Source organism: Variovorax trehalosi (genome assembly GCF_051216415.1).
In the GTDB taxonomy this organism is placed as follows: domain Bacteria; phylum Pseudomonadota; class Gammaproteobacteria; order Burkholderiales; family Burkholderiaceae_C; genus Variovorax.
Genome location: NZ_JBPJZG010000011.1, coordinates 115,066 through 127,866, shown reverse-complemented (window position 1 = coordinate 127,866; position 12,801 = coordinate 115,066). Strand labels below are relative to the sequence as shown.

Here is a 12,801-nt window from a genome sequence, read left to right as displayed (position 1 = left end):
TAGCGCGTTCGTGGACCCGCAAGCGTGCATCACGCGGTGCGCGCGACGCTCGACAACACCGCGCTAATGTGGCACTGCGTCACCACGCAGGGCCTCATCGACGCGCTTACGGTGCAGCTGGTTCCGGGGCACTCGGCTGATCACGATGAAGTGCCAACGACCGGCGCCACAAACGTTGTTCAACTCTTGTACTTCCGCACGCTGAGTTCTCCATCGCTCTCGAGCATCGCCAGCCGCACCTCGGAGAGCTCGGCGATGCCCTTTTCCCTGAGCTTGGACATCAACTCGTCCACCGTGATGAGCTGGCGCCGCAGCGTCCTGTGCAGGATCCGCCCATGCTTCACCAACGGCTCGGCAGGCGGCTCGATCAAGCGCGACACTGCGGGGGAGTGATAGCTGGCCCAATCGAGCAGGTAGTTCCAGCCCACCAGGGTCACGATGAGGACCAGACCGTCGGTGATGGTCTTGTACTCGCCCTGCATGGCGTTACTGGAAGCGTCGGCGATCAGCACAACAAACAGCAGGTCCGCCACGCCGAGCGATCCGACGTCGCGCCGCAAAAGGAAACGAAAAACCAGGAGCAAAAACCAGTAGACCACCGTGCCTCGCAGCACCATGTGCCAAGCCGGCATCTCCATGCGAAAGAGTTCCGAGAGTGCATCCATGGCTTGCCTCCGTCCGGCCGCTGGCCGGTGCCGCTTGTTCTTCAGTGGGACTTCGTTTGTTCACACTGGGCTCTTCGACACAGGCTTCGTGATCGTTGCGGTGGCCGTGGCCGTGGCGCCGAGCGTGATCTCGGTGATCCATGACACCACGAGCGCTCCGTAGGCCCGCCGCGATTCTGTTTCGACAACGCGTGGTCCGCGCCCGACAGCAGACATGGACGGTTTTGGTTCTTTCAACGCCCAGCGACCGTCTCCGCGATCAATTCGGCGGCACCGCCTTGGGAGGATCGTTTTCTCGTCCGAAGTGGCGATGAGCGCCCATGGCGTCGATGAAAGCGGCGATTCCTGCGTCAGCGCCAGCCGCATCCGCCAAGATGAGACCGGGGTCCACGGAACCGTCCGGCAGGGTCATCGGGATCTGTGCCTCGGCCAGAAGCGCTTCGGACGCGCCCAGCGCGAGGATCGTCTTGCAATGCCAGTACTGGTCGCGAAGAAATTCGAGCGTGTGGGCATCCGCGTCGAGCGCTTCGACAGCTGCCGCGCCATCGGGCAGAACAAGCGCGTCAAAAAGAAAGCCCGGCGAGTTCTCCATGGTCGCATCGGCGGCGAACTTTTCGCCGCTCGCGCCGGCATAGGTCCCAAGCCGGGCACCGATGAGCCGCGGCACCGCGCCGGCAGCTACGAGTGCGGATACGAGCTTTTGCAACGACGTGCCTTCGACACCGTTTGCAACGAGCACCGCAATCTTGCGCGTGCGGATACCGCCATCACCCGGCCGGGCGAGCAGCGACAGCGCCGATGATGTCTCGACTTCGGGAGGCGCTGGATTGTCCAGCGCCTTGGGCAGCGGCGCGGGCAGTTCCATTCCGAGGTCCTGTGCGAGGCGCTGCGCCAGATCCGGGGCCGCATTGCGCAGGCTCGCCACTACGCGCTCACGGATGGCGGGGACAGTCACCTTGGAGAGTTCGAAGCGGAAAGCATTGCCGATATGCGCCTTCTCCACCTCGCTCTGGCTTTCGAAGAACAGCCGGGCCTGGGTGTAGTGGTCGGCGAACTTCTCGGGCTTGATGCGCACCTTGTCTGCACTCTCCTTGGCATCGAGCCGCCGGGCCACGCTTGTGAAGCCCTGCACGGCGCCCGCCTGGAACGGGCAGCCACCCGCCAGCGAGTTGGGCTCGTAGGCGACGCGGCCACGGGGGATAGCCTGTCGATGCATGCCATCGCGTTGGTTGTTGTGCACCTGCGCAATCGGCGCGTTGATCGGCAGTTCGTGGAAGTTGGGTCCGCCCAGACGGGTGATCTGGGTGTCGACGTAGGAGTGGATGCGGCCTGCCAATAGCGGATCGTTCGTGAAGTCCAGTCCGGGAACGATGTGGGCCGTGCAGAACGCGACCTGCTCGGTCTCTGCGAAGAAGTTGTCGGGGTTCCGGTTGAGCACCATGCGACCCACGATCTGCACCGGCACCAATTCCTCGGGGATGAGCTTGGTCGCATCCAGGATGTCGAAGCTGAACTGCTCGGCCTGTTCCTCGGTGAAGATCTGCAGCCCCAGTTCCCATTCGGGATACTCGCCCGCCTCGATCGCCTCCCACAGGTCGCGGCGATGGAAATCCGGATCGGCGCCGGAGATCTTGACCGCTTCCTCCCACACCAGCGAATGGGTCCCGAGCTTGGGCTGCCAGTGGAACTTGACGAGGACGCTCTCGCCAGCCTCGTTGACCAGGCGGAAGGTGTGCACGCCGAAGCCCTGCATCATGCGATAGCTGCGCGGAATGGCGCGGTCCGACATCTGCCACATCAGCATGTGCGTCGACTCAGGCATCAGCGACACGAAATCCCAGAAGGTGTCGTGCGCGCTGGCGGCCTGCGGCATCTGGTGGTGCGGCTCGGGCTTCACGGCATGCACGAGGTCCGGGAACTTCATCGCGTCCTGGATGAAGAACACCGGCATGTTGTTGCCCACTAGGTCCCAATTGCCTTCGTCCGTATAGAACTTGACCGCGAAACCGCGCACGTCGCGCGCGGTGTCCTTCGACCCGCGTTCGCCGGCCACCGTCGAGAAGCGCACGAACACCGGCGTGATCTTGCCGGCCTCCTGGAAGGGCGCTGCCTTGGTGTGCTTTGTCAGCGGCTCGTAGCACTCGAAGAAGCCATGAGCACCGGAGCCGCGCGCATGCACGATGCGCTCGGGGATACGCTCGTGATCGAAGTGAGTGATCTTCTCGCGCAGGATGAAGTCTTCGAGCAGCGCGGGGCCGCGCGCGCCGGCCTTGAGCGAATTCTGGTTGTCGGCGATGGCGACGCCCTGGTTGGTGGTGAGCACCTGCCCGCTCGAATCGACGCGCACGCGGTCCAGCGTGCCGATCGTCGCATTGAGCCCTTCGGGTGCCACGGTACCGGTCTTGTCCGAGGGGTTGCGCTCCGACAGCGTGCTCCCGCCTGGCAGCCTCGACGGCGGTGTGACCGTGAGGCCTGCCGGTGTGGCCTGTGCATTGTCTTCGCCGTACTCGAGCGGCTTGTTGTCATTGGCGGGCATGCCACTGGCCAGCGCCTGGGTGTCGATGGCCTTCTGCGCCGGCGCATCGCCCTTGCCTGCGTTCGCGGGGGCGGGACTGGCGGGCCCGCTGTCGGTGTTGCGTGCGGCGGCGCGGGCCGCATCGATCTCGGCGGCGCTGGCTGCCGAGGAAGCTGGGGATTTCTTGGCCATGGGTTTGTCTCTCGAGGTGGGAAGGGAAGTGGGAAACACACGCTAGGCGCCGTGTATTTGCGGCGTTGTAGGCGCCCATGCCATTGCGGCCGAGGATTGGGACGCGGGGCGTCCTGGGGAGCAAACAAGGGGTAGAGAAGAGTCCATGCGTGTTCGGGGTTCGTCCGCGCCTACGTGTGCACCGCTCCCGCACTGACGCCGAGCAAACCCTGTCGCGCTCAGCCTGAGGAAACCCGGTTCGTTGCGCCGGGCAGAAAGAAAACAAGTGATCGGCATCGTCGTCCCAGCCCACAACGAAGAAGCTTGCGTGCGCTCGTGCCTGCAAGCACTGGCCGCAGCAGCCAGACATCCCGACCTGGGAGGCGAGTCCGTGGAGATCGTTGTGGTGCTGGATGCATGCACCGACGCCACGGGTGTATATGCCTGCGCCGCCGGCGCGACGACGCTGAGCATTCGCGCTCGCAACGTCGGCATGGCGCGCGCAGCGGGGGCCCAGGCGCTTCTTGCGCGCGGCGCGCGCTGGCTGTCCTTCACCGATGCCGATACCGTTGTCTCGCCCTCTTGGTTGGTGGAACAGCTTGCACTGCGCGCCGATGCCGTGTGCGGAACGGTGGGCGTGGTCGACTGGACGCCGCACGGCTGCCACGCAACATTGCTGGCCTGGCATTTCCAGCAGACGTACCAAGACGCCGACGGGCATTCGCACATCCACGGAGCCAACCTCGGCGTCTCCGCAGCGGCTTACAGGCGGGCCGGCGGCTTCAGGCATCTCGCGTGTAGTGAAGACGTCGCACTGGTCGATGCATTGATCGCGTCCGGCGCATCGGTTGCATGGAGCGCAAAGCCCCGTGTGGTCACGAGCGCACGAAAGAACGCCAAGGCTTCCGGTGGATTTGCGGATGCCCTGTGCCACGCTGTTTTGCAACAGCTCGAGGCCGTGTCACAGCCGCGGTTCTCCCCGTTGCCCACCTTACTGAATCCCTAGCTTTTCAATGGAGTCAACATGAAACAGAGCAGCAGTCAGAAAGATATGTCGCCGATCAACATTGACCAGAGCCATGCAGTCGGACAAGACAGCCCCACGGAAGGCAGTCGAATGGGACGGGAAGCCAACAAGACCACGGACTACCCCGGTGAAGCCGAATCAGCGATTACGGACGATACATCGGCACCCGCCGAGGGCGAGAGCCGCGAAGATGCAATTCGCAGGGCTGCCTACGAGGCCTATCAGCGCCGCGGTGGTACACCAGGCAGCGAGATCGACGACTGGTTGGAGGCTGAAGCTCAGGTGGAGCGGCAACGTAGAGAATAGGACAGGAGAGCCAGCGCGAAACTCACGATCAGAAATGCCACCCAATATCGCTGTCGTGAACTAGCACCGCCCATGGCATGAGGCCGAAAGGCATCCGTTCAGGCAGGAGCAGGTGCTCCAGGTCGACCGGCATCGTGCCTGGTTATCGGGTGGACACCTCTGAGCCTCCGGTCTTTGGCCCTGTAGGCGGTGCCATGGGGTACGCCGAAGAGTCCAAAGCCGATGCGTTCGAACAGATCACCGAACGCGGTCGCTAGGCGGCCGATGTCTCGGCCCAGCTGGGCATAAGCTAGCACGGCCTTCATCGATGGATCGAGGCTCCGCGCACGCATGACGGGTGATCGACAGACGCAGATGCCACAGACAAACGAGTTGCGGCGGCCGTCGTTGATCCGTCGCATATGACTGCGGACTGGATTTCGCCTACTTGAACTCATGCACCACTACAGGCGCCGACCGGCTGTCCTGCACCGTCACGCGCTGCCGGTACACCTCGAGGTCTCCATTGCGCACCTCGATGTTGTAGATCCCCGGTCGCAGGGGCAGCGCCTTGAGCGGCGGGCTCACCCCGCGGTCTGCACCGTCGACGAACACCTGACCCCACGGCCGGATGTTGAACTGCACGCGCCCCATGCCCGGTGAGGCCGCCGTCGACGGCGCGCCTGAGATCGTGGAAAGCCGATTCAGCTCCGCGATCGCGTTGCGCGCGTCTCTTGCGTGCGGGCCGCGCCGGTAGCGGCGCAGATAGGCCTCGTAACCTTCCCGCGAATTTTCGGCCTGGGCAATATTCCAGTCCTCGACTTCGTTGGGAGCCTGCGGAGGCGCCGGCGGCGGCGCCGCCGGTTGTGCCTCGGCTGAAGGCGTTGTGACCGGCACGTTCTCGAGCGGCGTCAGTGGTCCTTGCGCCGACGCGCTCGCAGGAGCCGCGGGCGGCATGGCGGTGCCGTCCGAAATCACCGTCGCACCGCCGGCTGGCGGCGTGCCGTCGGTAGCCGGAGGCCCGGCGCCGGGTGCACTGGTGCCGGGTGCGGGCATGGCGGCCGGCGGCGCAGCGGGATTGGACATGGGCGCTGCGGGCGGTGGCATCGGCACCACGGCGGTCGTCATGTCCGGCTTGCCCGAGGTCATGCGCAGGCCGATCCAGGCCCCCACGGCGACGAGTGCGATCAGCAACCCGCCCACCAAGCTCCAGCGCGCAAGAGCCGGTGCCTTCTTCTGCGCGACAGGCTTGCTGCCGCTCGCGGTCGGCGCGGCACGCGGCGGCCGCGCAGGAGGCTGGGTCTGCACCGGCTCGGCCACTGCCGCAGGCTGCGCGACGACGGCGGTTGTTTCGAGCGGTGCCGGCATGGGCGAGAGCGGCGGAGGCGGCGGCGTGGCCGGCACCGGCGCGGACGGAATGATCACCGTCGGCGCGGCCGCTGCGTTGACGTAGATGTCGCCCAGCTTCACGAGCCCCAGTTCGGCCGCGAACACGGCGACGGTCTGCGTGCGGTCCTTGCTGTGTACGGCCAGCGTGTGGTCGACCGCGGCGCAGAAGCCGGGGCTCAGGTCGCTGCGGCCCATGGACGACAACGGCACGTAGGCGTCCTGCACGCTGCGCACCACGGCCGACGGCGGCGGGTGCCCGGTGACCGCGCGGTACAGCACGGCGCCCAGCGCATACATGTCGGTCCACGCGCCCTGCAGCAGCGTGTTGTCGTCGGCGTACTGCTCGATGGGCGAGTAGCCCGACTTCACCATCACCGCCACTTCGTCGACCAGGTCGGCAATCGACTTGCGCGCCGCGCCGAAGTCGAGCAGCACCGGCAGGTCGTCGTGCTGGATGAAGATGTTGTCGGGTGCGATGTCGCGGTGAAAGCACTGGTTGCGGTGCAGCGCCTCCAGTGCGCCGAGCAGCGGGCCGAGCATGCCCAGCAGCCACGGTTCGGTGATTTTCGAGGGCTCTTCCTCGGCCAGGCGACGCAGCGTGCGGCCCCTGTAGAGCTGGATCGCCATGTAGGCGGTGGAGTTCGACTCCCAGAAGCGATGCACCCGCACCAGCGCCGGATGACTGAACTGCGCGAGCGTGCGTGCCTCGTTGATGAAGCTGCGAAGGCCTGCCTGGAAGGTGGCGGTGAGCCGCTCGGAGCGCACGTGCACGCTGTTGTCGCCCACACGGCGCGCGAGCATGGAGGGCATGTATTCCTTGATCGCGACCTCGCGCTGCAGCGAGTGATCGTAGGCGCGGTAGACGATGCCAAAGCCGCCTTCGCCGATCACCTCCAGCAGCTCGAATTCGTCCAGCCGGTGGCCCACGCCCAGCGGGTGCGGTTTCTCCGTGCCCTGCGCATCGGACGGCGGACTGTCGCCGCTGCCGCTGCTGCTGCCGTACGTCGTCATTCATCTCCTCCTGTCGCGAAAGGCCGGTTTTTCATGCCCATGGCACATGCCCCTGCGAAAACAATTTCGAGAACAGCGGTGTGTTGAGGCCGCCGCCGTGGGCAGCGGTGCGCAACGGTGAGCCGTCGGCCTGGTTGGTCCACCAGTAGCTGGTGCTGCCGAAAGCATCGAAGCACAGTGGAAGCTCGGGCCAGCCCAGGCGTTGTTGGGCGCTCGCGCCAGCGGCTGTAGGCCCGAGGATCGAAAGAATGTCGTCCGAGCCACCGCTGGCGGTGCGAAAGCCCGCGCGCGCGGCGGCAAGGATCTGGCCGTCGAACTGGTCGGGTGCCACGCCGTGGCGAATGGCCTGCAGCAACGCGGTGCCGCACTGCCAGTACCACGCGGCCGAGCCTTCGAGCACGGCGGGGCGGTAGTTCGATGCCGACACCTGCAGCGTCACGCACACGGGGTAGTACCGGCCCACCCGGTCGCAGCTGGGGGCGATGCAGCCGAACTGCACGGCGTCCACGCCCTGCGTCGCCGGAATGGCGAAGTTCCAGACCGGCGCGACCGCGTAGTGGCGCGTCATCGCATCGGGCCAGCGCTTGAAGCTGCCCAGGCCGTTCTGCATCCAGCGGTCCCACCAGGCCTGCAGCTCGCGCGGCATGCGGCGGTAGAGAAAGTCGCCGGCGCCGGGCAGCTTGCCGTACCAGCCGATCTGCTCGTCGACGGGGACCCAGGCTTGCGGGGGAATGCTGCTGTTCATCCTAGGATTTCCCGGGGCACGAGAACCCGCTCATCTGGTTGAGCCGCAGCGGGTTGTAGACGCTGTTGGCCGTCACCGCCAGCACCACTTTCTTGCCCTGCAGGTCGAAGGTTGCGTTGAACGACTCGGGCGAACGCCCCGCCGACACCGAGGCCTTGTCGAAGAGCCGGTGCAGCGCCCACGGCCCTTCGGTCACGATGCCGCCGGCCGGCGTGCCGTTGGCGGTGGTCACCTGCAGGCGCACCTGGTTGCTGTTGCGCGGGCCTGGCCATTTGACGGTGCTCGGCGCCTGCGGGCCGTGTGCGTAACGCACCGTCTGGCCGTCGATGTCGAGCGTGAACTGGGTGATGGCGGCATCCATGTCTTCGGGCCGCAGGTCGATGGTGAATGAGGGCGTGCGGCTGCCCGCCATGCCGGTGAAGAACACGTCGCGAATCGCCTGCGCCTTCTGGAACGAATCGAGGTACGCCGAGCGCCCTGCGGCGCTGCCGTCGACACCGCGCTTGAAGGTCCACGGATTGACCGAGGTGTCGACCTGCGAGGCGAGGTTCTTCTGGAAGAAATCGTCCATCATCCCGCCCGGTGCGAACAGTTGCGCGAAGTCGCCGCTCGCCACGTCGCGCGGCGAGCCGCGGGTGAACGGGTAGCGCCCCGCAATCGCCTGGTTGCAGAACTGCCCGATGGTCGCCGCCGCGTTCTGCCCGATGTTCTGCCGTGTCACCGCCGCCGCCTTCGACGACGCGGTGGCTGACAGGTCATTCAGCATCCCCTGGAACGGCACCGGCAGCCGGCCCGCCTCGGCCTGTACCTTGGTGACGGCATCGCTCGACGGCGGAATGTTGCCGCTGCGCAGCGCCGTGTCGGTGGCGGTGAGGAAGGTGTAGAGCTCGTTGATGAGGGCCGCCGTGGCATCCAGCGGCGTCTGCCCGCCCGCCTTGGGCGCGGTCACCATGCGGCGCAGCGGCTCGAAGTGGTTGTCCACCAGCGACTCGGGGCGGTCGGGCGCGGCATTGCGCCGCTGGCTGCCGTCTGGCTGGCCGATGAGCTGTTCGATACGCTCGCGCGTGCTGGCCACTCGGTTCTGCGCCTGGTCGAGCAGGCTGCGCGCGGCCTCGTCGTGGTTGCGCAGCAGATCTGTTTCCCGCGCCGCACCACGAATCAGCCGCGACATCGGCGACTCGCCCGTGGAGAGCACCCGCGTCATCTGGATGCTCTGCAGCAGCGATTTGCTCTCGGCCAGCCGCACGTCGGCCAGGTACTCGTCCCATACGCGGATGTAGTCGGTGAGATAGAGCCGCCGCACTTCGCGCAGCAGCAGCTCTCGCGAGGTGATGTCGGTCATGCCGGGCGCGCGGATCTGCAGCACCCAGCGGTCTTCCTGTTCGAGCGCGAGCGTGGTCTCGGCCATGCGCTTGTCGAAGATGTCCCAGTAGCCGCGGTAGGTAAAGAGCGTGGGGATGCCGTCGGTCAGCGGCTTGCCGCTCGCGCGCCGGATCACCAGCGCCGACTCGGCCCCCGCCATCTCGGCGATGGTGAAGGCATTGGGCGGGCTGGTTTGCAGCAGGATGCGGCGCAGCCGCGCATACGAGCGCTGCGCGAGCGGCACGCCGGCCAGGCGCTCCCGCGTCTGCGTGATGAGCTTGTCGTCCTTGGCAAACGGCGATGCCACCACGCGCCCCGCGAACAGCGCCTTCAGGTGCGATTCGAGGTTGGTGCGCTGCTCGCGCGTGAGCGAGGCGCCGATCTTGCGGTCCACATCGGTGAGCAGCCATGCCTGCAAAAAGTCGGCGTCATAGCGCTCGGCGTCGTACAGCATGAGGTAAGCCTTGAGCGCCTCGTAGCTGTACTCGGCATCGATCTTCGCGGCATCGCGCAGCGACTGCTCGATGCGCTGTGCCGACTGCGGCAGCAGCACGCTCTCCAGTGCACGCTGGTAGACGCCATCGGTCGCGGCCTGCAACTTCTCGCCCTGGTAGAGGCCGAAGCGGTAGGACACCGGCGGATCGCCGATGTCGAACTGGCCCGACTTGGGCAGGTCGCGCAGCCGATCGAGGATCAACAGCGAACTCGCGAGGTCGCCGCTCGCATCGACCACCGTCGGCAGCTCGCCGCGCGCCGCGGCCTTGTTGAAGGCCTTGGCGTTGTTGTCGACCTCGGCCACGTAGTCCTTGTTGTTGCGCCAGCTGTTCACGCAGGCGCCGAGCAGCACCACCAGCAGCACGCCGATCAGGCTGTAGCCCGCGATGTCGATGGCGCGGCGGCGGCGGTACCAGCGCAGGTTGGTGCCGGCCACGCCCGCGTCGCGGAAGATCACCTGCTGGAGCAGTTCCTTCAGGAAGTAGCTCTTGCCCGGACCCGGCGGCGGCGCGGGCGGCGCGTTGACCTGCAGGTAGCGCTTGATCGCGCCCATCACGCGGTCGAAGGCCGTGCCCTCCTGCGTGCCGCTCGTGAAATACACGCCGCGCAGCATCGATGCGGCCTCGAACTTCGAGGGGTTGAAAACGTCGGCGAGGAAGGTGCCCAGGATGTCCTCGAAGCTCGCGAACTGCTGCGGCAGCAGGTAGGCCTGCGCGCGGCGCATCGGGTCGGGCTCGGCGGCCATCAGCTCGGGCAAGCGCTCGTCCAGGCGCTGGTGCAGCAGCTTGTATTCCTGGTGAAAGCGCTCGCGCAAGTCCGCCTTCGCGGCATCCGCGGGGCTGGCCTCGATGGGGAAGGTAAAGCCCCACACCTGCGCGCGCTCGGCGCGGCCCAGCGATCCGAAGTACTCGTTGAAGCCGGCCAAGAGGTCGGTCTTGGTCACCAGCACATAGACCGGGAAGCCGATGCCCAGATCGTTGCGCAACTCCAGCAGGCGCTTGCGCAATGACATCGCATGGCGCGCGCGCTGCGCGTCGTCCGCCAGCGGCAGGTCGGCGATGCTGATCGTGAGGATCGCGCCGTTGATCGGCTGGCGCGGACGGAATTTCTTGAGCAGGTCGAGAAAGCCCTTCCACTCGCCCTCGTCGGTCTCGCGGTTGCTCTCGTGCGTGGTGTAGCGGCCCGCCGTGTCGATCAGCACCGCTTCGTTGGTGAACCACCAGTCGCAGTTGCGCGTGCCGCCGATGCCGCGCACCGCGGCCTTGCCCAGCTGGTCGGCGAGCGGAAAGTCCAGGTCGGAATTGACCAGCGCCGTGGTCTTGCCCGAGCCCGGTGCGCCGATGAAGATGTACCAGGGCAGCTGGTACAGGTACTGCCGGTCGAACACCGAGAAGCGGCTCGCGGGCTTGCCGTCGGCGCCCTGCCCGAAGCGCATGTTCTTCAGGATCGCGGTGGCGTCGGTGAAGCCGGTCTGCAGTTCCTTGATCTCGGGCGCGTCCTCGGGCCTGGCTTCTTTCTCTTTCTTCGAAGGCACGCGCAGCTGGTTAAGCAGCTGCGCGTTCAGCCGGCGCTCGCGCCACTTGCGATAGACCAGCCGCACGATCCAGATCGCGAACATCAGCGCGATGACGACGATGCGGACGAATTCGCTTTCCAGCGGCCGGTACCGACCCACGGCGATGACGGGGCCGATGACCCAGATCAGGAACGCCACGGCCAGCAGGCCGAGAAAGATCCACAGGTCGCGGCCGATGAGAAAACGGAAGAGGGAACGCAGCATCAGCGGGTTCCCCCTTGCTGTTGTGCGGACGGCGCAACGGGCGCAACCAGCAGCGTGACCTCGACGCGGCGGTTGCGCGCGCGGTTGGCCGGCGAGTCGTTGGGCGCGAGCGGATCTGCATCGCCGCGGCCTTCGGCGCGCAGGCGTTCAGGCCGCGTGATGCGCGCGGCCAGCATCTTCTTGACGGAATCGGCGCGTGCCTGCGAGAGCTGCCAGTTGGAAGGAAAGCGCACGCTGCGGATCGGCTGGTCATCGCTGAAGCCGCTGACCAGCACGTTGCCCTCGACGGAATTGAGCGCATCGGCCACGCGGCTGAGCACCGGCGCATAACGGTCGAGCACGCGGTCGGAGCCGGAAGCGAAGAGCCCGTCGCCGCGCAGCACGACCACGCTGCGGTCGGCTTCGTCGCGCACCGTGAGCAGACCTTCGCGGATCTCGGGTTCGAGAAAGCGCTGCAGGCGCGGCTGCGGCGCGGGCATGACGACCGCGCGCGCGGTCTGCGGCAGGCGCACTGCATTGACGGCCGCGAACGCGCCGTCGGACTTGCCCGCGAGGTTGAAGGTGAGCACCGCGAAGGTCAGCACCAGCAACACCGCCGCCACGGCGCCCACGGCCCACACCGGCAGCCAGTTGCGCGTGCGGCGCACCGGTGCGGTCGCGTCCTGCCAGTGCGGCGACAGCGGCTGCGCGATTTCGCCGCGCGTCTGGCGAATGATCTGCAGCAGACGCTGCTTCAGGGTTTCGAGCTGCGTGCGGCCGTTGTCGATGACGCGAAAGCGCCCTTCGAAACCCATGGCCAGGCAGAAGTAGATGAGTTCGATCAGGTGCAGGTGCTGCTGCGGGTTCTGCACCAGGCGCGAGAGCAGCTGGAAGAATTTCTCGCCACCCCAGGTCTCGTTGTGGAACATCACCAGCAGGCTCTGCGACGACCAGATGCTGCCGCCCCACGGGGTGAGCGCCGCGGCTTCGTCCACCGCGGTGCACAGGCAGTAGCGCGCGCCGATGATCACCTCGGGCGAGATGCCGCTTTGCTGCGCGCGCGTCTCGAAGCGGCGCACTTCGTCCACGAGGTTCTCGCGTAACTGCGCGGGCGCATCGTGATGGCCCGTCGCGCGGATCTGCGGGATCAGGTCGAGCAGCGGGTTGGCGGCCGCCACCAGCGGGTTGTTGCCCGCGAGCGCGGTATCGCCCGCGTGCGGGCGCCGTGCGTCGTGCCATGCGGTGAAGGATTCGGGTGGCTGGCCCAGCCCGCGCGGCGATGCCGGCATGCCGCCCGCGTCGCCGTTGCCGCCGCCGGGGTTCGGCGGCACGAAGCCCCCCGGACCGACGGCCATGTCGTTGACACCGTTCATAGGG

8 protein-coding genes are annotated in these 12,801 nt (G+C 66.7%); 2 read left to right on the top strand and 6 right to left on the bottom strand.

Annotated features, from left to right (window positions below; translation table 11 throughout):
* Positions 1-179: 179 nt before the first annotated feature.
* Entirely contained in the window at positions 180-665 is a 486-nt protein-coding gene (locus ACSFA7_RS30870) for a DUF421 domain-containing protein (protein WP_435502870.1), read from the bottom strand.
* 259 nt (positions 666-924) lie between these two features.
* Positions 925-3,372, bottom strand: a complete 2,448-nt coding sequence (locus ACSFA7_RS30865) for a catalase (RefSeq protein WP_435502869.1) — start codon at positions 3,370-3,372, stop codon at positions 925-927.
* A gap of 265 nt (positions 3,373-3,637) precedes the next feature.
* Between ACSFA7_RS30865 and ACSFA7_RS30860 the strand changes: the two genes are divergently transcribed.
* A complete protein-coding gene (locus ACSFA7_RS30860) occupies positions 3,638-4,357 on the top strand; it encodes a glycosyltransferase family 2 protein (protein WP_435502868.1) in 720 nt (239 codons plus the stop codon).
* An 18-nt stretch (positions 4,358-4,375) separates the two neighbouring features.
* On the top strand, positions 4,376-4,684 hold the full coding sequence (locus tag ACSFA7_RS30855; RefSeq protein ID WP_435502867.1) for a DUF2934 domain-containing protein: 309 nt from the start codon (positions 4,376-4,378) through the stop codon (positions 4,682-4,684).
* 423 nt (positions 4,685-5,107) lie between these two features.
* Here ACSFA7_RS30855 and ACSFA7_RS30850 read toward each other — a convergent pair whose 3' ends face one another.
* Genes ACSFA7_RS30850 through ACSFA7_RS30835 form a run of 4 tightly spaced genes read right to left on the bottom strand, consistent with a single transcriptional unit; the run spans position 5,108 to position 12,797 of the window.
* On the bottom strand, positions 5,108-7,063 hold the full coding sequence (locus ACSFA7_RS30850) for a serine/threonine-protein kinase (protein ID WP_435502866.1): 1,956 nt from the start codon (positions 7,061-7,063) through the stop codon (positions 5,108-5,110).
* A gap of 31 nt (positions 7,064-7,094) precedes the next feature.
* Positions 7,095-7,808 (bottom strand): type VI secretion system-associated protein TagF, encoded by a 714-nt coding sequence (tagF, locus tag ACSFA7_RS30845; protein WP_176656961.1) that lies wholly within the window; start codon positions 7,806-7,808, stop codon positions 7,095-7,097.
* 1 nt (position 7,809) lies between these two features.
* A complete protein-coding gene (gene tssM / locus ACSFA7_RS30840; RefSeq protein WP_435502865.1) occupies positions 7,810-11,445 on the bottom strand; it encodes a type VI secretion system membrane subunit TssM in 3,636 nt (1,211 codons plus the stop codon).
* Positions 11,445-12,797, bottom strand: a complete 1,353-nt coding sequence (locus tag ACSFA7_RS30835) for a DotU family type VI secretion system protein (protein ID WP_435502864.1) — start codon at positions 12,795-12,797, stop codon at positions 11,445-11,447. The genes tssM and ACSFA7_RS30835 overlap by 1 nt, the downstream gene beginning before the upstream one ends.
* Positions 12,798-12,801 lie beyond the last annotated feature (4 nt).